A 21,691-nucleotide genomic window follows, 5' to 3' on the forward strand; every position below is an offset into this window, starting at 1 on the left:
TGTTGGGCCGAAGCGTGAAAGCGTTTCGGTCCTTCTTGTTTGCGGGCGAGCGCAGCAGGGTCTGATCGCGTCAGCTGAAGGGCAGGATGTCCAACGTCACGGTCCGACCACCTTTTTGGTAGATCAGCTTGGTGGTCGAAATCGATACCACCTTGCCGCCATCCAGACGACTTCCCACACCGACCTTGACGTAACGACCAGATGGCATGCGGATCAACGCGCGCCGGGACGAGGCCGGGCCGTAGATGCCGATCAGACTGACCTTGCGTAGATTGATGGCGTTTTTGATGGTGGCCTGCTTTGCGACGGATGCCCGTGTGGGAATCGATGGGGCAGAGGTCTGGCGCGGCGTCGCAGCAGCCACTGCAACACTGCCATCCGATGCCCCGCCATTCGGGCGCGCCTGCGCCACAATGCGTGAGAAATTCTTGGGTCGCGCTTTTGGGGTCGCAGACCGAGCGACTGCGAGTGCGGTGGGTGCGATGCCTGCTGCAGCCGCGTTCTCCCCTGACAGCGCGGCTGCAATGGCGTCAGCCTGCGCCTGAGCTTGTGCTTGCGCAGCTGCGACGACCGCTTCCGGACGACTGCGAGGGCGCAATTGTGCCAGTTCAGTACGCGTGCGGCCCCCTAAGATAAGGCGCTCGTTCCCCTCGATAATGCCCTCAGGGCGCGCGCGCGGCCGGATCGACGGCGTAGCCTCTGCCGCTTCAGTTGCGGCATCCGTGGTATTGTCTGTCGGGGCCTCTTCTGCTGCCACCTGAGTTTGTTCAGGCCGAGGAGCGGGGGCCGGGATCACATCTGGGCGACCTGCGAAGACCAAGGCACCTTCAGGGGTCAATGCGCCTTCTGGGGTGGCCTGGACAAGACCGCGTTCATCCAGATTGAACACCGTACCAAGTGGTGGTGGCGGGTTTGTATTCGGCAAAGGGCCACCCATCTGATCCGCGCGGAACGGAGTCAGGGCAACAGCATCATGTCCAACCGTTTGCGGGTCGATCGAGGCCACATACAGGTCATCAATCCGTCCCGTAGTGGTGTCTTCCAAAGGCTCGGGAGCGCGTTGCCAGATCCCCGTTGCGGCATAGCGCGCTTGCGCGGCCTCTTCGGAAAGGGGCTCGGGAAGTTGGCTGCCCAGCACCTCATCCCCTTCGACAAGGGCAGGATCGATCAAGCTGCTGTCGCTGCCAAAGACGTCGTTGTCATCGGCTTCTGACTGTGCGGTCGAGATGGCAGCTTCAAACTGATCAATCTGGCTGGAATCGCGCGAAGTGGTCGTGTCTGTCAGAAACAACATCGACCAGATGACCAGAATGGCCAAGAAAATCAGAAAACCCAGAACAAGGTACAGCGCCAAGAAACGGGGTTTGCCGCCAACCTGTTGGGTTTGCCGCGCGCCGAAAATGGTTAGGGATTCGGCCTCGCGCGTCCAGCGGCCTTTCGGTTCCGAGGACATTCCGTCTTCGTCGGTGACCGGAGGGGGGGCAACAGCGGTGACGGCCGGTTCAGCCGTCTGCGCTGGTTTTGACTGTCCTTTGCGCAAAATCTGCCCACCCATCTGTGTCAGGGCAGCGGCGCGGCCGGCTTTTTTTTCCACATCCGCCGAAGTGTCTGCACCTGCCTTGGATGAGGGTATTTTGCTGGCGGCCTGTCGACCTAAAGCACTGGCGCGTTCAGCGGCGGCGGTCAGCCCGGCGGCCCCCTTGCGTGCAGCCTTGGTCAGGCTCTCTTTGCCACGTTCCGCGGTGGCTTTCGCCTTTGCCGTTGTAGTGGGTTTTGGATCGACTTCGAACGCCACTGGAGCGGTCACAGGTACGTGGACCGTGGATGGCGGCGCCGGCGGAATGGCCGCTTTGATGGAATTGGGTACGGGCTCTGCTGGGGGTAGGCCAAGAGACAAACGGGGTTCGGCCGGCAAGGGGTCAGACTCAGTCGAGGTCTGAGGCGTCTCTGCAGAAGCTTCCGGGGCTACAGGCGCGACCTCGGCCTGTTCCTCGGCGGATCGGCTCGATGAAAAACCAATGACAGGTGCCGGGGGCTCTTCCGGATCTGGTGATGGCGTTTTGGTGTCCGCCGGTTCAGCTGTCTGTTTTTCCGACGACGAGAGTGGGGGCTCGGACTTCGTCTGCCGTTTTTGGGCGCGTGGCTTCGGAGTTTCTTCCACGTCCGCCGAAGGCTCGTCTGGCGTCGGCGGGAAGGGGGCAAGTTCGGGAATATCTCCGCCAGGCGTTGGCGTCGGCGGCTCTGGTTCTTCCTGTGCTGGGATGGGGAACGGGTCTTCCAACGTGAGAGGTGCGGCGTTCTTATCCGTGTCGGTCTCAATCGTCAGCGGCTCGGTTTCCAGAAGCTTCGGAACCGGGCGCTTTTCGCGATCCAGAACCGCACTGCCACCTTCTATCGACCCAAAATAGACCTCGCCCGAAAACGTGCCTTTGGGACGCGCGACAAACCCCACCGGGTTCATCGCGTGTTCCTGCGCAAAACCCAAAGCCTCGTCCAGCGTTACGCGAGCGACAACGGCCACGTGGACCATCGCCTCTTCTTCGGCGTCGAGCTGCCAGTCAAAAACAAGTTCTTCGACAGGGTAGGGTGTCAGCCCTTCCAACCCTTCCCGAATGCGCGCTTCACGCGTGACATCATCGGGGCCGGGTGCGGTCACTGAAGTGAACAGTATTTGCGATCCGGGTATGATCAGCTTGGTTGCAAGCTGGCCAGAGCCAAGCGATTTAGCAGTATCGCGCAATTCAGCAAATGCCGCGCCCAAATCGGGAACGTCCAGTGCGACCTTGCCAACAAGCTGCCAACCGTCCTTGCCGCGATGGACAAGGCCGATCCCATCGTGATTGAGATCAAGCGCAAAGCTTGGTTTCATACAGCCCCTGTCCTTCTCAATACCACCTACGATCAGGCACACCTTTTGCGGCCTTGCAGCCGCTCAATACCAGATTGAATTTACAGCAGGAATTTGCTCATGGGAAGGGGGCGTATGGTCACGGACTTGCCTGTGGCGGAAGACAGCGCAATCTGTCCGAAAAAGGAGCACAAGATGCGGAAACTTTTATCCATTCTCGCGATTTCCATTGCCGCAGCAGGTGTCGGTCACGCCGAAATGGCGTCTGTCCCGCAGTTGACGGTGACCGGACAGGGTGTTGCGCAGGTCGTGCCGGATGTCGCGCGGATCAGTCTGGGCGTCAGTGAGCGGTCGGACGATGCAGGGCAGGCGCTTGATGCGGTCGCCGGGTCGATCGCGCGTATGTTGACCAAATTGACCGAGGCCGAGGTTGGAGAGCATGATGTCCAAAGCACGCAGGTCAATCTGTCGCCGCAATACGACTATAATCGCAAGAACAATGGGGCACCGGTTTTGATCGGGTTTGTTGCCAGCTCGACCCTGTCGGTGACGGTGCAGGACCTGTCGACGCTTGGGGCGATCATGTCGGCGGTGACTTCGGTCGGGGCGAACGAGATCCACGGGTTGCAGTTCGACATCAAGGACCGCGCAGGTGCCGAAGACACAGCCCGTGCGCTGGCTGTGAAGGACGCGATGGATCGCGCCACAGTGCTAGCCGAGGCTGCGGGCCTGAAACTTGGATCCGTCCTGATGATGCAGGAAGGCGGCGAAGCACCCGGCCGTCCGGTCATGATGGCGATGGAACGCGCCTCGGCAGACATGCCGATTGCTGCGGGTGAAATGGGTGTTAATTCCAGCGTCACGATGGTATTTGAATTGGTTGAATAACAAAGTTTAACCTGCTGAAAATAAAAAGAACCCCGCCGATGAGGCGGGGTTCTCAATTTTTAAGCTGGCGCTTCTTACGCCGTCGCAGCCGCCAGCGCCTGATCCAGATCGGCGATGATATCGGCAGGGTCTTCCGTCCCGATCGAGATGCGAACTACGTTGGGGGCAGCGCCCGCAGCGATCTGCTGTTCTTCGTTCAGCTGACGGTGCGTGGTCGAGGCTGAGTGGATGATCAGCGAGCGTGTGTCGCCCAGGTTGGCCACGTGGCTGAACAGTTTCAGGTTGTTGACCAGCTTCACGCACGCCTCGTAGCCGCCTTTCACGCCCACGGTGAACAAGGCACCCGGGCCTTTGGGCGAGATCGCCTTGGCGCGGTCGTGATAGGGCGAGGACGGCAGGCCGGCATAGCTGACGCTTTCGATGCGGTCGTCGGCCTCAAGCCATTCGGCAACCTTCTGGGCGTTTTCGACGTGCCTTTGCATCCGCAGCGACAGGGTCTCGATCCCCATCAGTGTGTAATGCGCGCCTTGCGGGTTCATGGTCATGCCCAGATCGCGCAGGCCGATGGCGATGCCGTGGAACGTATAAGCCATCGGGCCAAGCGCCGCGCCGAAGGTCAAGCCGTGATAGGCTGGTTCCGGCTGGCTGAACGATGGGAATTTGTCCGAGGCCATCCAGTCGAAGTTTCCTGAATCGACCACACAGCCACCGGTCACGGTGCCGTTGCCGGTCAGGTATTTGGTGGTCGAGTGCACGACGATTGTGGCACCCATCTCGATCGGCTTGATCAAATAGGGCGTGGCCGAGGTGTTGTCCACGATCAGCGGTACGCCTGCCTTATCGGAAATTGCAGCGATGGCCGGAATGTCGGTGGGAACGCCTGCCGGGTTGGCGAGGCTTTCACAGAACACGGCGCGGGTGTTGTCGTCGATGGCAGCCTCGACCGCGGCCGGATCGTCGAAATCCACCAGCTTGGCTTCCCAGCCGAAGCGTTTGAAAGTCTGGGTGAACTGGGTGACGGTGCCGCCATACAGCTTGTTCGACGCGACGATGTTCAGGCCCGGGCCCATCAGCGGGAACAGTGCCATGATTTGCGCCGCGTGGCCGGACGAGCAGCAGAAACCGCCAGCGCCACCTTCAAGTGCCACGATCCGGTTGGCTAGTGCGCCAACGGTCGGGTTGGTCAGGCGCGAATAGATATAGCCGATTTCTTCCAGATTGAAGAGCCGTGCGGCGTGATCCGCGTCTTTGAAGACATAGGCGGTGGTCTGGTAGATCGGCACCTGACGCGCGCCAGTGGCCGGATCAGGTTCAGTACCTGCGTGGATTTGCAGTGTGTCAAAGCTAAGTGGGCGCTCGTCGGACATGGTTCTCTCCCTCATTCTTGGTCGCGGGAAGGCTAGGGGAAAGGGGGCCGGTCTTCAACGCCTCAGCAGCGCTTAACCCGCGAAATTTTGCGCTTTAGACGGCTTGTCGCGTTTTATGCACGGGCTGGTCCTTCGTTCCAGTTTTGATAAGCTAAATAGGAAATCATTCTGGATACCATTATGCTGACGCCCTTCCACCTTGCCATCAATGTGACCGATCTTGACGAAACACGCGCTTTCTATGGCGGTGTACTAGGCTGTACCGAAGGCCGATCAACCGAAACGTGGGTCGATTATAGCTTCTTTGGCCATCAGCTGAGCTTTCACCTGGGTGCACCATTTGAAACCGCCAACACCGGCAAGGTCGGCGAACACATGGTCGCCATGCCGCATTTCGGCGTGGTGCTGGCCTATGACGACTGGCGCGCACTGGCGGATCGGTTAGAGGCCGCGGGCACCGACTGGGTCATCGCCCCTACGGTACGGTTCGAAGGGGAACCTGGCGAGCAATGGACGATGTTCTTTCGCGATCCCTCGGGAAACCCGATCGAGGTGAAGGGGTTTCGGGATATGGATCGGGTGTTTGCAGCTTAGCAGGGACGAAGCTGCTGTGGGTGGTCAGAATTGAGTTTCCCCCAAAACCAAAGCATAAATGGAAGAAATCCCGCTTTCGATAAGATGCAGGACATTTGATTTCAGACATTGCGATTTGATGGACGGAGAAACGTAGTTATGGCTTCACCTGTGAGTGGCGGTTGGCACAGAATTGAAACTAGAGAAGAATTTGTTGACGCGTTTGCGGATAAGCCGCTCGTGGATGAAGGAATTCACTTTATTCTCACCGCCGATGGTCGGATTTCGGGATCAGTCGACAAGCAGCCGTTCTCGGGGAAGTGGTATTGGTCGGATGGTTATTTCTGCAGAACGGTATGTCTGGACGGCGAAGACCTCGGGCAGGACTGTGAAATTATTGAGCGGCGCGGGTATCAAATGCGGTACACGCGTGAAAAGGGGAGTGGCGACACCTCGATTGTAGAAATCAAGTTGCCGTAGAAATAGAAACTTTCACGCGGCGTGTTGGGCTCAATCCAGATTTTCGCTCTGCCCTCTGCTGCCATCCGGCCTGCAATGCCGCAATTACCGCATCCAAAACCCTTCGCGCTTGATCGTATTGCGGATGGCTTGTTCTTTCTTAGGCAGGTTGTCCCGGTCAAATAGCGCGCGGACTTTCTGGCCGCGTCCCTGAAAGATCATCCGCTTCATCGGATCATATTCCTTCAGAACCTTCTTGATCTTGTTGGGGGCAGTGGCGGCCTCGATCACTTCAATCGCTTTGTCGCTTTCGCGGGCATAGGCCAAGGGCAGGATGCGCCAGTGGCAACTGACATCGCTGTCCAGACCGTCCAGTTCAGGCCCTGGACGGCCTCCGCCAAAGCTTGAGATCACGAGCGGCAGGGCGATTTGGTCCAGCCATGGGTAGAGCGTCTGGCAGACAATTTCTTCTGGGCCGTCATGGTGGATTGCGACGGCGTAGTCCTTGAAACGGCGGCCAAATTCGCGGGGGCAGGGACCGAAGAACCAACCTGCGTTGAAATACATATACCGCTGCCAGTATTCGTCCGGCTGGCTGAGATCCAACGAGGCCTCGAAATCCAGCCCGAACTTATCATAGAGAGACTTCCAAGTCTGGGTGTAGCCCGGACCATAGAGCTCGATCGTGGGCCATGTGTTTTCGCGTTTCATGGACGCCGAAGGCCGATCATAGGGGATTGGCAGCTCGGACAGTTTGCCGGTGATCACTGTGTCCGTGTCAAAAAACAGAAATGGCTCGCCTTCGGGCAGGGCCAGCAGCGCCTCGATCTTGTTGCCATTGGGGTAGTGACGGCCAAATTGCTGGCAGTCGAAGGGGACAATTTCGGCGCCTAACGCTTCTAGTGTTTCACGGATATGCGGCTTTAGGCGCGGGTCATCCAACCATAGATCACCGGGCTGCGGCTCGGCTACCAGAAGGCGGCCTTTGAAATCGGGATCACTGTGACGCAAGCTGGCGGCGAAAAGGATCGCTTCATAGGCCAGACGGCCATCTTGCGCGACGATGACAACATTGGGTGCGGTTGTGGTGCGCAAAGTTGCCGTATCCGGGGAATCCGAGGTTTTTGTCATCACTGCTTTGCCCGCGCTGTTCTTTGGGGCAGTATAGGCAGGAATGAAACGAGTTTGGAAGGGCGCAGGCGGGTTTGCTGGCGCATTCCCAGACGTTATCCAAGGGCCGAGTACATGCGTAAATTTCTTGCTTTGACAGTGCTTTGTGTTGGGTTTGCCGCGCCAGTTGCGGCGCAAAACTTCACCACAGCATCCGAAGTGCGCCCCATCTTGAATGCCACACAGGCAAACTGGGTGGCTGTGCGGGAATATGATGGGCAGGATCTTTTGTATTTCACCCATCTTTTGGCATGGCGCTGCGGGCTTGAAGCCATTCATTTCAGCGTGAACGGCGGTGACGAACAGCAGTTCGAGGCCGAGCCTTGCTATGAGGACGAGCCCACACCCAACGCGCTGAAAGTCACAGATATATTGCCCTATCTGCGGTTCGATCTGCAATCTGTGGAAACGGTAGAGGTTCGCATTGTCTATGACGACGGTGCCGAGACCATCGCCAAGTTCGACCGTGCTCAGATACAGATTCCGTAAGGCCTAGCTGGTTGGCGTAAAACGGCCGAAATGCCCAGCTTGAAAGGCCAACGGTGCGCCGGGGTCCAGCGTGACGCGCAAAACCTCTCCGATCATGATCGAATGATCGCCACCGGGGTGCACCGCGTGGGTCGCGCATTCAAAACGCGCCAGACAATCCTCGAACAAGGGAAGATCATGTGCGCCGTTGATCAACTCTATTGGTGAGAAATCTGCGCCATTCATGGCGAAATGGCGGGCCAGATCCGTTTGATCTTCTTTCAGGACATGAATAGCGAAATGGGATGCGTCTACAAAGGCCTCGTGCCGCTCGGACACATGCGCCGGGCACCACAGGACAAGCGGCGGGTCCAACGAGACCGAGGTGAAGCTGTTCACGGTCATAGCAATCGGGCCGGTATCTGACGCAGCTGTCACCACAGTCACACCCGTTGCGAATTGCCCTAGGGCCTGACGGAATTCACCCGCGTGGTCCGGGCTGGGGGTGAAGCTGCTCATTGGCAATCCGTCCTGTGTTCGCGCAGTCAGTACAGGGTGCGCTGACAGACGGCGCGACCATGCGTTCAGGCGCGGACACTAGCCCGAGTGAAACAGGTAGGAAAGGGCGAAAAACGACGTTTGTGTCTGCGAATGCTCACTCGGCCACTGCAAAGCCTTGGATCAACTGGCGCAAGCCAAGCGCGGCACCTGCAATGATTGCAAGAAACGTTACCGGGGCACCGTAATACAGGATAGAGAAGGCAGATAGGCCCTGCCCAATCGAGCACCCAAACCCGATCACCGCGCCGAAGCCCATAATCACCGCGCCACCAATCTGACGTTTCAGCTCGCGCGGGTCTTCGCAGGCTTCCCAGCGGAAATGGCCTTTGAACAGGCTGCCGATGAACGCGCCTGCCAGAACGCCGACGACGGATCCGACGCCAAAGTTCAAATTGTTACCGGACGACGTCATCAGATAGATGATCATGTCACCGAGAGGCGCCGAATAGGTATGGCTCTCAACGGGGATTGCTGAAAAGCCGTTTTTCAGAACCCAAGCCGTGCCGCCCCAGCCGATGACGACGGCGATCCCGGCGATTGCGGACCAGAAAAGCTCGGTTCTGGCATGGCGTAGCTCGTGATTTGCGAGCATGGCCAGCAACAGAATAAGCCCTACGGCAATCCCGACATAGGCCGCCGAGAGACCGCTGAGACGTTCAATCGCGAACGCAAGAGAGGGCAGGGCATAAGCATCGACGGGAGTTTCGGGAAACAAAGCGACCCGCAGGCCTGACAAGGGGCCCGAGATGGCAACATAGGCCGACAGCCCCATCACCAGCACGATGACGAAAGACCGAAGATCCCCGCCGCCCAGGCGCGCCAATGCACCGAAGCCGCAGTTGCCAGACAATGCCATGCCATAGCCAAACAAAAGACCGCCGATGATCGATGCCAGTGGGTTCCAGCCAAGACGCAAGTAAGTCGCTTCGGCCGCGGGAAGGTGCCCGCTCGCGATAAGCAGGTGACTGCCAATCATCGCGACACCGATTGCAACGCCCCACATACGCATGCGCAATCCCGACCGCGCATAAAGTGCGTCTTCGATAGCGCCTAGTGTGCAGAAACGCCCAAGTCGGGCAGACAGGCCCAGCAAAATGCCGCCGATCAGTCCAACTATTGCGGCAAGAGAAGCATCGCTGATCCAGTCGTACATGGAACCTCACAATTCCAGATGGCGTCGGACAGGCTTGCGAATGCGCGACCTTTATTCGGCCGCTTTACGTTCTTCCGAAGCCGGTGTGTCGATCGAGCAGAACAGCTCGTAGATCACTTCCAATATACGCCGTGGGCGATCATCTGTCAGCGAATAATAGATCGTCTTACCTTCGCGACGCGGCGTAACAAGACCTTCAAGGCGCAAGCGGGCCAGCTGTTGCGAAACGGCGGCCTGACGGGCGTGAAGCAGCTTTTCAAGCTCGGTCACGGATTTCTCGCCTGTCACCAGATGGCATAGGATCATCAAACGCCCTTCATGGCTGATGGCCTTGAGAAGGGTCGAAGCATCGCAGGCGCTGGTCATCATCTTGTCCAGCTCGTCGTGCGACATGTCTTCTTTTATGACAGGCAGTACCATTCCTACAGGTCCTTGTGGTCCATTACTGTTTCAGGCCCCTAATAATGGGCGGGCGCTATTTTTGCAATTGCCGTTGTAGTCTGATGAACAAGACGTGTTCTGACTGCAATAGCTTTGAAACTAAGGGCGCGCGGCGTGATGTCAGCTTCCTTCCTGATCGACCGTTGGCGTCACGTAGTCCGTATTCTCGACCAGCATCTGTTCCAAGATGCCCCAGAAGAAGTCTTCGCCCGGATAGCCCTGAAGGCGGGCAATTTCCTTGCCATCTTCAACCAGCAGGAATGTCGGGGTAAAGACGACGGGTCGCGCTGGCACTACGCCAAGCGTGTCCGGTCCATCCGACCGTTTCAGGTCACGCAATTCAACTTTGCGCAGCGGTGCGTATTTGCCTTCCGAGGTCTTCGGATAGATATCGCCCAGTTCGCTTTCCCATTTTGCGCACCATGCGCAGCCGGGCTCTTCGACCATGACAAGTTCGGCAGCCTGCGCGGCAAATCCAAATCCAATCAAAGCAGTAGAGAGCAAACTCAATGTAAATTTCCGCATCCCGGAGCCCAGTTCTTGACAATCGGTTGATCTTCGTCTCATGCAATAGATAAATTGAATATGTTGTAAATTCAAGGAAGCCTTCATGCTGGACATATCCTTTGCCGGAGCGGCGCTTGCGGGGCTTCTGTCGTTCTTCTCGCCCTGCATCCTTCCGATGGTTCCATTCTATCTGTGTTATATGGCCGGGCTGTCGATGACCGAGTTGACGGGTGAAGGGAAGATCAATCCAGGCGCGCAACGCAGGCTGGTTCTTGCGGCAATTGCCTTTGCCTTTGGCGTTACGTCGATCTTCATGTTGCTGGGGCTTGGTGCCACGGCGTTGGGCGCGGCGTTTGCACAGTACCAGCAGGAACTCAGTTATTTGGGTGCGGTGATACTGGTTTTGTTCGGACTACATTTTCTGGGGGTTATGCGAATCCCCTTTCTGTATCGCGAGGCGCGACTGGAGGGGCCAACACAGCCCAGCTCTATTCTTGGCGCCTATCTGATGGGGCTTGCATTCGGATTTGGATGGACGCCCTGCGTCGGCCCTGCGCTGGCTTCGATCCTGATGATCGCAAGTGGGATGGGTGATTTGTGGCGGGGTGCCTTGCTTCTGGCAGTTTACGGCCTGGCCATGACGCTGCCATTCGTTTTGGCAGCCATGTTCGCACGACCCTTTCTGGCTTGGGTCGGACGCAACAGGAAGTACTTGCCTTGGGTCGAGAAGGTCATGGGCGCTATGCTGGTCCTGTTTGCGGTTCTGATCGTGTCAGGGCAGGTGAATAGGATCGGCCAGTGGATGCTTGAGACATTTCCGACCCTCGGAAATGTCGGCTAGGCTATCTTTCTGACGGGTTCTTGCGTTTGCGTGAAATAAAGCAATCACGAGTCGTTCTTTTTTTGCAAGATAATATTAATTCAAATAACGGAATTTGATGTTGCGAAAATTTCCTCACCTGCGTAGTTTGGCCGGACAACGGTTATGGGAGGAAACATGAAGCGGACAACGATCGCGCTTTGCACCCTGCTCAGCGCAGGGCTGGGAGCGGCACAAGCCGAAACGGTAGCGCCAACCGCAATTGCGTTCGAAGAGGGGGCTGTTGCCCAATCTTTGACCGGTGTTGCAGGAAATGCAGAAGAGGGCGCCAAAGTCGTTTCAGCGAAATCGCAGGGCAATTGTGTTGCCTGTCATGAAATCACGGATCTGGCCGATGTGCCGTTCCACGGGGAAGTTGGCCCCATGCTGGATGGTGCGGGTGACCGCTGGAGCGAAGCAGAGCTTCGCGGCATCCTTGTGGACGCCAAGATGACATTCGATGAATCGATGATGCCATCATTCTACAAGACCGAAGGTTTTATTCGCCTTGGCAAAGCCTACACCGGCAAAGCCCATGAAGGTGATGTCGAACCGCTGCTGAGTGCTCAGCAGATTGAAGATGTCGTTGCCTATCTGATGACGCTCAAAGACTGAGCGGATCGGGGCAAGGAAATACACTCACAGGAGACTAGAGATGAAGTTCACTCGACGTGATGCTCTGGCACTTGGGCTCGGCGCGACAGCCGTTGCCATGTTGCCGATGCGCGCACTGGCTGCTGCCGATGAAGCGATTGCTGCTTTCACCGGTGGTGCCGAGACTGGCGAAGGTGGGATCACCCTGACCGCGCCGGAAATCGCTGAGAACGGCAACACCGTTCCGGTTTCGGTCGACGCCCCCGGCGCCGTTTCGATCTTGATGCTGGCCGCAGGCAACCCGACTCCGGGTGTCGCACAGTTCAACTTCGGCGAGGCTGCAGGTTCGCAGTCGGCTTCGACCCGTATTCGTCTGGCTGGCACGCAAGACGTAGTTGCAATCGCCAAGATGGCCGATGGCAGCTTCGTGAAAGCATCGTCGACCGTAAAAGTAACCATCGGCGGCTGCGGCGGCTAATAGATTAGGAGACCAGAGATATGGCAAAAGGTGCAAAGCCCCGCGTAAAAGTCCCCAAGACGGCAGCTGCCGGCGACGTGGTGACCCTGAAGACCCTGATCAGCCACAAGATGGAATCGGGTCAGCGCAAGGACAAAGAGGGTAACCTCATCCCGCGCTCGATCATCAACCGCTTCACATGCGAGCTGAACGGCAAGATGGTTATCGATGTAACGCTGGAACCAGCGATTTCGACCAACCCCTATGTAGAATTCGATGCCAAAGTCGACGAAGCCGGTGAGTTCAAATTCACTTGGTATGACGATGACGGCGATGTCTACGAGACGACAAAGCCGATCGCGATCGCTTGAGGTCAGCGCAGGGAGGAGAACATAATGAAAAAAGGCATCGCAGCACTCGTAGCTGCCTCGACCATCTTCGGGGCAGCCGCCGCAACAGCCGATGAAAGCGCTGAACTCACCATCAATGGTGAGATCGACATCGTAACGAAAACGGCCGCGCCCGCGCATCTATCGGATGCACTGGACGAGGTTCTTTCAGGTTGGCGTTTCCGGTCGGATCAGACCCAGGAAATGCAAATGGATGACTTTGACAACCCCGGCATGCTGGGCGTTGAAGCAGGCATCGAAGTCTGGAACACCGTTGACGGTTCGAAGGGCAAATCCTGTGCGGATTGCCACGGCGAGCCCGAAGAAATGGCAGGCGTGAAAGCCGTCTATCCGAAGTGGAATGATCAGGCCGAGCAGGTCTTCACCCTTCAGATGGCGACCAACAACTGCCGCGAAAACGCGATGGGCGCCGAGCCTTGGAAGTATGATGCTTCCGACGCGATCAATATCGAAGCACTGTTGTCTTCGGTTTCGCGCGGTATGCCCGTGAATGTCGCCATTGACGGTCCGGCCGAAGCCATGTGGGAGCAGGGCAAAGAGCTCTACTATACCCGCACTGGTCAGCTGGAAATGAGCTGTGCCAACTGTCACGAAGACAATTATGGCAACATGATCCGCGCCGATCACCTGTCGCAGGGTCAGATCAACGGCTTCCCGACCTATCGTCTGAAAAACACCAAGCTGAACGGGGTGCATTCGCGCTTCAAAGGCTGTGTACGTGACACACGTGCCCACACCTACAGCCCGGGCTCGGAAGAGTTCATTGCTCTTGAGCTTTATGTCGCATCGCGCGGCAATGGTCTGTCGGTCGAAGGCCCGTCTGTCCGCAACTAAATCAAAGACCCCGCCCGAACGGATTTCGGGCGGGGTTTTCTTTATTCGAACACATTCAATCCCCGGCATGGGTGAGGCGTGCAAGGGCTTGAAAATCAAGGAAAACCGCTCATGATTTCTCGCCGCGACTTTCTTCAGGTCTCGATGGCTGCGTCTGCGCTTTATGGAACGTCTGGCTTTGGCAACTGGGCCAAACTGGCGGCTCAGCAAGCGCTGACCCAAGATGACCTTCTGAAGTTCGACACGTTTGGCAATGTCAGCCTGATCCACATCACTGACATTCACGCCCAGCTGAAACCGATTTATTTCCGCGAGCCCGAGATCAATCTGGGCGTTGGTGCTGCCAATGGGCAGATGCCGCACGTCACGGGTGCGGACTTCCGCAAGGCCTACGGAATCGATGATGGTTCGCCGTCGGCCTACGCTCTGACCTATAACGATTTCACCTCGCTGGCAGGGGCCTATGGCAAAGTCGGCGGCATGGATCGCGTGGCGACCGTTGTGAACGCCATTCGCGCTGATCGCCCTGACGCACTGCTTCTGGACGGCGGCGATACGTGGCACGGCTCGTACACCTGTCACCACACTGAAGGTCAGGATGTGGTAAACGTGATGAACGCGCTGAAGCCCGATGCGATGACCTTCCACTGGGAGTTCACGCTGGGATCTGAGCGTGTAAACGAGATCGTCGAAGGTCTGCCCTTCGCGGCTCTTGGTCAGAACATTTTTGACGCCGAGTGGGATGAGCCCGCCGAGCTGTTCAAGCCTTACAAATTCTTCGAGCGTGGTGGCGTGAAGGTGGCCGTGATTGGTCAGGCCTTCCCCTATATGCCGATCGCTAACCCGCGCTGGATGTTCCCCGAGTACTCGTTCGGGATCCGTGACGAGAACATGCAAGAGATGGTGGACGAAGTGCGTGCCGCTGGTGCCGAGCTTGTTGTCTGCCTAAGCCACAACGGCTTTGACGTGGACAAGAAGATGGCCACCCGCGTGACGGGCATCGACGTGATCCTGTCGGGTCACACCCATGACGCGCTGCCCGAGCCGGTGCAGGTCGAACAGACCTTCATCATCGCGTCGGGCTCGAACTCGAAATTTGTCAGCCGCATCGATCTGGATGTGCGCGACGGCAAGATGATGGGTATCCGCCACAAGCTGATCCCGATCTTCGCTGATGTCATCACGCCCGATGCAACGATCACTAAGCTGATCGATGACCAGCGCGCGCCGTATAAAGCCGAGCTGGAAGAGGTGATCGGCCACACCGACTCGCTTCTGTATCGCCGTGGCAACTTCAACGGCAGCTGGGATGACCTGATCTGTGACGCGCTGATCAACGAGCGTGAAGCCGATATCGCCATGTCGCCCGGCGTGCGTTGGGGTCCGTCGATCCTGCCCGGTCAGGCGATCACCCGCGAAGATATCTGGAACGTGACCTCGATGTCCTATGGCGAGGTGTATCGCACGGAAATGACTGGTGAATTCATTCACACCATTTTGGAAGATGTGGGCGACAACCTGTTCAACCCTGATCCCTACTATCAGCAGGGTGGTGACATGGTGCGCATCGGTGGCATGGGCTATCGCATCGACATCAACAAGCCGCAGGGCGAACGCATCACCGATATGACACTTCTGAAAACCGGCGAGAAGATCGATCCGGCCAAGACCTATGTGGTCGCAGGCTGGGCTTCGGTCAACGAAGGTACCGAAGGTCCGCAGATCTGGGATGTCGTCGAAAGCCACATCAAGAAACAAGGCACCATCAAGCTGGATCCGAACAACTCGGTTCAGGTGGTGGGCGCGTAATCCATTGAACACCCGCCGTCCGGCCATCACGGCAAGACGGCGGAATATCTTTAGCCAAACAGCCAAATAGGAGGTTTGACATATGTCGACTGAAACCAAAGGCACCGGGACCTCGCGTCGCGGTTTCCTGAAAGGGGCCGCTGCAACGGGTGCAGCCCTTGGGGCCGCAGGTGCTGCCCGTGCCGAGGGCGATCCGCTGATCACCGAAGTGCAGGAATGGGCATCCGGCCTGGGCGAGGGCGTAGATGCCACGCCGTATGGTATGCCGATCGAATTTGAAAGCGATGTTGTGCGTCGCAACGTGGAATGGCTGACCGCCGACACGATTTCCTCGATCAACTTCACACCGATCCACGCACTGGACGGTACGATTACCCCGCAGGGGTGTGCGTTTGAGCGCCACCATTCGGGTGCGATCACGCTGAAGAAAGAAGACTATCGTCTGATGATCAACGGTCTGGTCGATACACCGCTGGTGTTCACCTATGCAGACCTCGAGCGTTTCCCGCGTGTGCAGCAAACATTCTTCCTAGAATGTGCGGCCAACACCGGCATGGAATGGGCGGGCTCGCAGTTGAACGGCGCGCAGTACACCCACGGTATGATCCACAACATGGAATACACCGGCGTTAGCCTGCGTACCCTTTTGGAAGAGGCTGGTCTGGATACTGCCGGCGAGCTGAAAGACAAGTGGGTTTATGTCGAAGGTGCGGATGCCTCGTCGAACGGCCGCTCGATCCCGATGGAAAAAGCGCTGGACGACTGCATGGTGGCCTTTAAAGCCAACGGCGAAGCGCTGCGGATGGAGCATGGCTATCCGGTTCGACTGGTTGTTCCCGGTTGGGAAGGCAACATGTGGGTTAAGTGGCTGCGCCGTATCGAGGTTATGGATGCCCCGGTCGAAAGCCGCGAAGAGACCTCGAAATACACTGACACGCTGGAAGACGGCACCTCGCGCAAGTGGACTTGGGCGATGGACGCAAAGTCGGTTGTCACCAGCCCCAGCCCGCAGATGCCGATTCAGCACGGCAAAGGCCCGCTGGTTGTTACTGGTCTGGCATGGTCTGGCAACGGTGCGATCACCGCAGTCGATGTGTCGCTGGATGGCGGCGTGACTTGGCAAGAGGCGCGCCTGGCTGAACCCGGCAAGAAAATGGCGTTGACCCGTTTCTATCTGGATATCAATTGGGATGGATCCGAGATGTTCGTTCAATCGCGCGCGATGGACGAAACCGGATACGTTCAGCCCACCAAAGCGCAACTGCGCGAAGTGCGCGGTCTGAACTCGATCTATCACAACAACTGCATCCAGACGTGGCACGTCAACGCAAACGGGGAGGCAAACAATGTCGAAGTTTCCTAAAATCCTGATGGCAGCTTCGGTTGCCGCTTTGACCGCCGCCCCTGCGATGGCCGAGAAGCTCGGCCTTGGCCGGACTGCGACAGACGCAGAAATCGCAGCTTGGAACCTGGATGTCTTCCCGGACGGATCGAACCTGCCGGAAGGTAAGGGCGATGTGTGGACCGGTGAAGAAGTTTTCGCCGACGCCTGTGCCGCATGTCACGGTGAGTTCGCGGAAGGTGCGGGCAACTGGCCGAAACTGGCGGGTGGTGCGGATACGCTTGACCACGAAGATCCGCTGAAAACGGTCGGCTCCTACTGGCCGTATCTGTCGACCACGTTCGACTATGTGCGCCGTTCGATGCCGTTTGGTGCCGCTGGTACGCTGTCGGATGACGATGTCTATGCCATCGTCGCCTACATCCTGTACTCGAACGATCTGGTGGATGATGATTTCGTCCTGTCGAAAGAGACATTCAGCGATGTGGTCCTGCCGAATGCAGAAGGCTTCATCGTGGATGATCGCGCTGAAACCGAGTACGGCACCTTTAACAACCGCTGCATGAGCGATTGTAAAACAGGCGCAGTCGAGATCACCACAACTGTGGTTTTCCCCGGCGACCCGAACTCGGGTTTTGACGCGACCCCGATCAGCCAAGCTGTGATGGGCACCGCGGGCGCTGCAGCGGAACCAGCTGAAGAAGCCGCGACTGAAGCAGCAGCGGAAGAGCCTGCCGTTGTCGAAGAAGCAGCTGCTCCTGTCGCTGCACTGGATGCCGAATTGGTCGCCAAAGGCGAAAAGGTCTTCAAGAAATGTAAGGCCTGCCACAAGATCGGTGACAAAGCCAAAAACGGCACCGGTCCTATGCTGAATGGCGTGTTTGGTCGCAATGCAGGTACGGTTGATGGGTTCAAATACTCTAAACCGATGCTGGCTGCTGCCGAAGGTGGTCTGGTTTGGGACGAAGCCGAACTGGCTGCCTATCTGGCCAACCCGAAGAAATACATGAAGGGCACCAAGATGTCTTTTGCGGGTCTGAAGAAGGACAAGGATGTCGCGGCGATTCTGGAATTCCTGAAGTCGCACAGCCAATAATCTCGGATATCATGAATTCGAAAACGGGCGCTGCAGATAATGCAGCGCCCGTTTGCCATTGCGCAACATTATTGCCTCTTATGCATGCATTTGTATATGATAGTTATTGAGTGGATTGGGCTTGCAGTTTATGGTGTCCCCATGAACTGGATTAGAAACGCTGCGATTGGGCTGACGGTTGCGATATGCGCCACAACGCCTTCTTTTTCCAATGAAATCGGCAATGCCGAAGATGGTGAAAAACTCTGGACGGAATGTAAGTCTTGCCATGCAATTGGCAAAGGCGCCAAGAACCGTGTGGGACCCCATCTGAATGGTATTTTCGGCCGCCGGGCCGGATCAGAAGAGGACTTCAATTACTCCAAAGGGCTGGCGCGCATGGGCAAGGATGGCTTGATGTGGGAGTTTGATCTTTTGGATCGCTATATCGAAAACCCAAAGGCCTTCGCGTCCGATACGCGCATGTCTTATCGTGGGTTGAAAGACGAACAGAAACGGGCTGATCTGCTCGCATTTCTGCGTCGATACTCGGACAATCCCGGCGACATTCCGGAAGCGGCACCCACCGTGGCAGGCACAGATCACGATGTTGACCCCGCTATTCTCGCTATCCAAGGCGACCCGGAATATGGTGAATATCTGTCCTCAGAATGCACCACTTGCCACCAACTGACAGGCGACAACGAAGGCATTCCGGGGATTATCGGTTGGCCGGCAGAAGATTTCGTGATCGCCATGCACGCCTATAAAGACAAATTCCGCCCGCATCCTGTGATGCAGATGATGGCCGGGCGCCTGTCCAACGACGAGATTGCGGCTTTGGCCGCTTACTTCGAAGAAGTTGATCCGTAGTTAAATTTTACGTAGACCTGAATGGGTTTACGAACACGCGACGGTTGTGCGCCTTTCACAACCAATAGGGAGGAAGACATGAAAATTAACAGACGTTTGTTCATGGGCGGTGCGGCCGCCGGGGCCGCAGCGACCACGCTGACTGCGCCGATGGTGCATGCGGCCGGACATGGTAAGCCGAAAGTCGTTGTGGTTGGCGGCGGGGCAGGCGGTGCGACCGCTGCGCGCTATATTGCAAAGGACTCGAAAGGTGAAATCGAAGTTACTTTGGTTGAACCGAGCCGCAGCTATTACACCTGCTTCTTCTCGAACCTCTATATGGCGGGCTTCCGCGAGCTGGGGTCGATTGCGCATAGCTATGGTAAACTGGCGTCGGAATACGGCATCAACGTGGTGCATGACTGGGCCATTGGCATCGACCGCGAAGCACGTACCGTGTCGCTTGCTGGTGGTGCTACACTGAACTATGACCGCTTGATCCTGTCGCCGGGCATCGATTTTGTCGACGGCGCGGTTGAAGGTTGGGACGTTACTCATCAGAACGCTATGCCGCATGCCTACAAGGCTGGTTCGCAATCCGAGCTTTTGAAAGCGCAGGTCGAAGCCATGCCCGAAGGTGGTACTTTCGCTATGGTGGCTCCGCCCAACCCGTTCCGCTGCCCTCCTGGCCCGTATGAGCGTATCTCGATGATCGCGCATATCCTGAAGGAAAAGAACCCGACGGCGAAAATCATCATTGCGGACCCGAAAGAGAAGTTCTCGAAGATGGCTCTGTTCCAGGACGGTTGGTCGCGTCACTATGATGGCATGATTGACTGGATTGGTGGCGACTTTGGTGGCGGCAATGTCTCGGTCAATCCGCATGACATGACCGTTACAATCGATGGCGAAGTAAACAAGGTTGACGTCTGTAACGTCATTCCGGCGATGAAAGCGGGCAAGATCTGCGACATGGCTGGTATCACCGAAGGTAATTGGGCCCCGGTGAACCCGCATACGATGCAGTCGCGCGTGGACGAAAATATCCATGTTCTGGGCGACGCAAGCTCGCAAGGCGATATGCCGAAATCGGGCTTTGCGGCCAACAGTCAGGCAAAAGTCGCTGCGATGGCAGTACGCTCGGCACTGACCGGATCGAAGCTGTTCCCGGCGAAGTTCACCAACACCTGCTGGTCTTTGATCAGCGATGATGATGGTGTGAAAGTTGGCGCAAGCTACGAAGCCACGGACGAGAAGATCGCCAAGGTTGACGGCTTCATCAGCAAAGTGGGCGAAGACGCTGAACTGCGTCAGGCTACTTACGAAGAAAGTGTTGGCTGGTACGCCGGGATCACCTCGGACATGTTTGGCTGATTTCCTTGCTAATATTCGCCGTGGCGAATATGTTGAAATCAACGCGGGGTCCGGTAGTCCGGGCCCCGTTTCATTCAAGGGCTTTGCGCGAACGGCCCTCAAATCAGGAGGAAAACTTATGCGCAAATTTCTTGGAACGGTTCTGGTGGCCGCCGCTGCTTTGACCGCACCGGCTTTTGCCGATGGTCATGGTAAACAGTTGAGCGATCACGCCATCACTTATGCTTTTAACGGCGACTTTGGCGACGCAACCTTTGCGGTTGAAACTGCCATCGTGGGGCAGGGGCTGGTGATTGACTATGTCAGTCATACCGGTGAAATGCTGGAGCGCACAAAAGGCGATGTCGGTTCGGATGTGAAGATTTTTGAGGCCGCAGATATTTTCCTGTTCTGCTCGGCCAAGGTCAGCCGTGAAGTGATGGAGGCGGATGCGGCCAACATCTCGTTCTGCCCCTATAGCATCTTTGTGACGGACACGAACGGCGAGGTCCGCGTTGGATATCGCACATATCCGGATGGCGAGATGCAGAAAGTACAAGCTATGCTGGACGGAATTGTGCAGGAAGCGATTGCCGAATAAAGACGATTTGGCTTGAAAAACAAGGCCCCGCATGTCGCAATGACACGCGGGGCCTTTTGCTTGACGTGAGGGCGAGTGAAATTACATTCAAAAAAATGAATGTAAGTCTTGTTCTCGTCGGCGAGCTGCCCTAAATTTAACACGCGAACAGAAATTCTGGTGAGGCATGACATGATTGAAACTGAATTTACACCGCTGGCAGCATCTCTCGGAGGCGCCTTGATCGGCTTGGCCTCGGTGCTGTTGATGTGGGTGCGCGGCAATGTGCTGGGAGCGACCGGCATCTTGGCGGGGTTCATGCAACCCAGCAGTTCGGCTGACTGGGCTTGGCGCGCGGCCATTCTGGCCGGGATGTTGACTGGTCCTTTCGTCTATCTGTTCATCACTGGTGGTTTCCCTGAAATCCAAGTGCCTGTCAGCACGCTTTCGATGATCGTCGGGGGTGTCATTGTCGGGATCGGCGTGACCTATGGGTCAGGCTGTACGTCAGGGCATGGCGTCTGCGGAATGTCGCGCCTGTCACCGCGCAGTTTCGTCGCCACGATCAGCTTCATGGCGGGAATCACCCTCATGGTGTTCGTCACACGCCACATCTTTGGCCTGTAAGGAGGGTTCGATATGCATTTGATCGTCATCTATGTCATCGGCCTGATCTTCGGCCTTGGTATCTCAATCTCGGGCATGGCCAATCCGGCTAAAGTCCTGAACTTCTTCGATTTCGCGGGCATCTGGGATCCAAGCCTGATCTTCGTGATGGGCGCTGCCATTCTGGTCACCGCTCCCGGTTACTTTCTGGTTCTTCGCGGACCAAAACCTATCTTCGGCAATGCGTTCACGCTGCCGGGCACCAAGTTGATTGATCGCCGTCTGGTTGGCGGATCCTTCACCTTTGGACTGGGCTGGGGACTGGCTGGCTTTTGCCCGGGTGCCTCGCTTCCCGTGATCTCGACCGGCAACCCGGACGTTCTGATTTTCACGGCCTCATTTATCGTGGGTATCTTCATTGCCCGCTACATGATCCAGCGCAGCGCGCACCAGCGCGACGCCGCACCAGCAAGCTAACTCCGGAT

General features: G+C 57.1%; 24 protein-coding genes. 17 read left to right on the top strand and 7 right to left on the bottom strand.

Annotated elements, in window-relative coordinates:
- Nucleotides 1-70 precede the first annotated feature (70 nt).
- On the bottom strand, nucleotides 71-2,869 hold the full coding sequence (locus ALP8811_RS05975) for a hypothetical protein (protein ID WP_108856229.1): 2,799 nt from the start codon (nucleotides 2,867-2,869) through the stop codon (nucleotides 71-73).
- A 174-nt stretch (nucleotides 2,870-3,043) separates the two neighbouring features.
- Between ALP8811_RS05975 and ALP8811_RS05980 the strand changes: the two genes are divergently transcribed.
- The gene (locus tag ALP8811_RS05980) at nucleotides 3,044-3,736 is read left to right on the top strand and encodes an SIMPL domain-containing protein (protein WP_181363696.1); all 693 of its coding nucleotides are present in this window, start codon (nucleotides 3,044-3,046) and stop codon (nucleotides 3,734-3,736) included.
- A gap of 74 nt (nucleotides 3,737-3,810) precedes the next feature.
- Here ALP8811_RS05980 and ALP8811_RS05985 read toward each other — a convergent pair whose 3' ends face one another.
- Nucleotides 3,811-5,103, bottom strand: coding sequence for an O-acetylhomoserine aminocarboxypropyltransferase/cysteine synthase family protein (locus ALP8811_RS05985; protein WP_108856231.1), 1,293 nt, complete (start codon nucleotides 5,101-5,103; stop codon nucleotides 3,811-3,813).
- A 180-nt stretch (nucleotides 5,104-5,283) separates the two neighbouring features.
- Between ALP8811_RS05985 and ALP8811_RS05990 the strand changes: the two genes are divergently transcribed.
- Together ALP8811_RS05990 and ALP8811_RS05995 are read left to right on the top strand one after the other, a co-directional pair.
- The gene (locus tag ALP8811_RS05990; protein ID WP_108856232.1) at nucleotides 5,284-5,697 is read left to right on the top strand and encodes a VOC family protein; all 414 of its coding nucleotides are present in this window, start codon (nucleotides 5,284-5,286) and stop codon (nucleotides 5,695-5,697) included.
- 138 nt (nucleotides 5,698-5,835) lie between these two features.
- On the top strand, nucleotides 5,836-6,156 hold the full coding sequence (locus tag ALP8811_RS05995; protein ID WP_108856233.1) for a hypothetical protein: 321 nt from the start codon (nucleotides 5,836-5,838) through the stop codon (nucleotides 6,154-6,156).
- Nucleotides 6,157-6,240: 84 nt separating this feature from the next.
- On the opposite strand, the gene ALP8811_RS06000 is transcribed toward ALP8811_RS05995, so the two are convergent.
- A complete protein-coding gene (locus tag ALP8811_RS06000; protein ID WP_108856234.1) occupies nucleotides 6,241-7,266 on the bottom strand; it encodes a GT-B fold glycosyltransferase domain-containing protein in 1,026 nt (341 codons plus the stop codon).
- 114 nt (nucleotides 7,267-7,380) lie between these two features.
- Between ALP8811_RS06000 and ALP8811_RS06005 the strand changes: the two genes are divergently transcribed.
- Nucleotides 7,381-7,794: a hypothetical protein gene (locus tag ALP8811_RS06005; RefSeq protein WP_108856235.1), complete on the top strand. Its 414-nt coding sequence runs from the start codon at nucleotides 7,381-7,383 to the stop codon at nucleotides 7,792-7,794.
- Between the two features lie 3 nt (nucleotides 7,795-7,797).
- On the opposite strand, the gene ALP8811_RS06010 is transcribed toward ALP8811_RS06005, so the two are convergent.
- The 4 genes from ALP8811_RS06010 to ALP8811_RS06025 form a co-directional block, all read right to left on the bottom strand.
- The gene (locus ALP8811_RS06010) at nucleotides 7,798-8,292 is read right to left on the bottom strand and encodes a flavin reductase family protein (protein WP_108856236.1); all 495 of its coding nucleotides are present in this window, start codon (nucleotides 8,290-8,292) and stop codon (nucleotides 7,798-7,800) included.
- A 136-nt stretch (nucleotides 8,293-8,428) separates the two neighbouring features.
- Complete coding sequence (locus ALP8811_RS06015) at nucleotides 8,429-9,487, bottom strand: YeeE/YedE family protein (RefSeq protein WP_108856237.1); 1,059 nt, start codon at nucleotides 9,485-9,487, stop codon at nucleotides 8,429-8,431.
- Nucleotides 9,488-9,538: 51 nt separating this feature from the next.
- Nucleotides 9,539-9,907 carry an ArsR/SmtB family transcription factor gene (locus ALP8811_RS06020; protein ID WP_108856238.1) on the bottom strand — a complete coding sequence of 123 codons (369 nt, stop codon included), beginning with the start codon at nucleotides 9,905-9,907 and terminating at the stop codon, nucleotides 9,539-9,541.
- Between the two features lie 141 nt (nucleotides 9,908-10,048).
- Nucleotides 10,049-10,438 (bottom strand): thioredoxin fold domain-containing protein, encoded by a 390-nt coding sequence (locus tag ALP8811_RS06025; protein WP_245924581.1) that lies wholly within the window; start codon nucleotides 10,436-10,438, stop codon nucleotides 10,049-10,051.
- Nucleotides 10,439-10,538: 100 nt separating this feature from the next.
- Between ALP8811_RS06025 and ALP8811_RS06030 the strand changes: the two genes are divergently transcribed.
- The 13 genes from ALP8811_RS06030 to ALP8811_RS06090 all read left to right on the top strand — a co-directional run bounded on the left by ALP8811_RS06030 (nucleotide 10,539) and on the right by ALP8811_RS06090 (nucleotide 21,683).
- Nucleotides 10,539-11,276, top strand: a complete 738-nt coding sequence (locus ALP8811_RS06030) for a cytochrome c biogenesis CcdA family protein (RefSeq protein WP_108856240.1) — start codon at nucleotides 10,539-10,541, stop codon at nucleotides 11,274-11,276.
- A gap of 156 nt (nucleotides 11,277-11,432) precedes the next feature.
- Nucleotides 11,433-11,909, top strand: a complete 477-nt coding sequence (gene soxX / locus ALP8811_RS06035) for a sulfur oxidation c-type cytochrome SoxX (protein WP_108856241.1) — start codon at nucleotides 11,433-11,435, stop codon at nucleotides 11,907-11,909.
- 40 nt (nucleotides 11,910-11,949) lie between these two features.
- Complete coding sequence (soxY, locus tag ALP8811_RS06040) at nucleotides 11,950-12,366, top strand: thiosulfate oxidation carrier protein SoxY (protein WP_108856242.1); 417 nt, start codon at nucleotides 11,950-11,952, stop codon at nucleotides 12,364-12,366.
- A gap of 20 nt (nucleotides 12,367-12,386) precedes the next feature.
- Nucleotides 12,387-12,716 carry a thiosulfate oxidation carrier complex protein SoxZ gene (gene soxZ, locus ALP8811_RS06045; RefSeq protein WP_108856243.1) on the top strand — a complete coding sequence of 110 codons (330 nt, stop codon included), beginning with the start codon at nucleotides 12,387-12,389 and terminating at the stop codon, nucleotides 12,714-12,716.
- Nucleotides 12,717-12,740: 24 nt separating this feature from the next.
- Nucleotides 12,741-13,589: a sulfur oxidation c-type cytochrome SoxA gene (gene soxA / locus ALP8811_RS06050; RefSeq protein ID WP_108856244.1), complete on the top strand. Its 849-nt coding sequence runs from the start codon at nucleotides 12,741-12,743 to the stop codon at nucleotides 13,587-13,589.
- Nucleotides 13,590-13,700: 111 nt separating this feature from the next.
- On the top strand, nucleotides 13,701-15,398 hold the full coding sequence (gene soxB / locus ALP8811_RS06055; protein ID WP_108856245.1) for a thiosulfohydrolase SoxB: 1,698 nt from the start codon (nucleotides 13,701-13,703) through the stop codon (nucleotides 15,396-15,398).
- A gap of 82 nt (nucleotides 15,399-15,480) precedes the next feature.
- Entirely contained in the window at nucleotides 15,481-16,761 is a 1,281-nt protein-coding gene (gene soxC / locus ALP8811_RS06060) for a sulfite dehydrogenase (protein WP_108856246.1), read from the top strand.
- Nucleotides 16,745-17,836 (top strand): c-type cytochrome, encoded by a 1,092-nt coding sequence (locus tag ALP8811_RS06065; protein WP_108856247.1) that lies wholly within the window; start codon nucleotides 16,745-16,747, stop codon nucleotides 17,834-17,836. The genes soxC and ALP8811_RS06065 overlap by 17 nt, the downstream gene beginning before the upstream one ends.
- Before the next feature lie 141 nt (nucleotides 17,837-17,977).
- Nucleotides 17,978-18,688 carry a c-type cytochrome gene (locus ALP8811_RS06070; protein WP_108856248.1) on the top strand — a complete coding sequence of 237 codons (711 nt, stop codon included), beginning with the start codon at nucleotides 17,978-17,980 and terminating at the stop codon, nucleotides 18,686-18,688.
- Nucleotides 18,689-18,766: 78 nt separating this feature from the next.
- Complete coding sequence (locus tag ALP8811_RS06075; protein ID WP_108856249.1) at nucleotides 18,767-20,041, top strand: NAD(P)/FAD-dependent oxidoreductase; 1,275 nt, start codon at nucleotides 18,767-18,769, stop codon at nucleotides 20,039-20,041.
- Nucleotides 20,042-20,159: 118 nt separating this feature from the next.
- Complete coding sequence (locus ALP8811_RS06080) at nucleotides 20,160-20,621, top strand: DUF302 domain-containing protein (protein WP_108856250.1); 462 nt, start codon at nucleotides 20,160-20,162, stop codon at nucleotides 20,619-20,621.
- Between the two features lie 171 nt (nucleotides 20,622-20,792).
- Complete coding sequence (locus ALP8811_RS06085) at nucleotides 20,793-21,227, top strand: YeeE/YedE family protein (protein WP_108856251.1); 435 nt, start codon at nucleotides 20,793-20,795, stop codon at nucleotides 21,225-21,227.
- A 12-nt stretch (nucleotides 21,228-21,239) separates the two neighbouring features.
- Entirely contained in the window at nucleotides 21,240-21,683 is a 444-nt protein-coding gene (locus tag ALP8811_RS06090) for a DUF6691 family protein (protein WP_108856252.1), read from the top strand.
- Nucleotides 21,684-21,691 lie beyond the last annotated feature (8 nt).

This window comes from Aliiroseovarius pelagivivens (assembly GCF_900302485.1).
Taxonomy (GTDB): Bacteria; Pseudomonadota; Alphaproteobacteria; order Rhodobacterales; family Rhodobacteraceae; genus Aliiroseovarius; species Aliiroseovarius pelagivivens.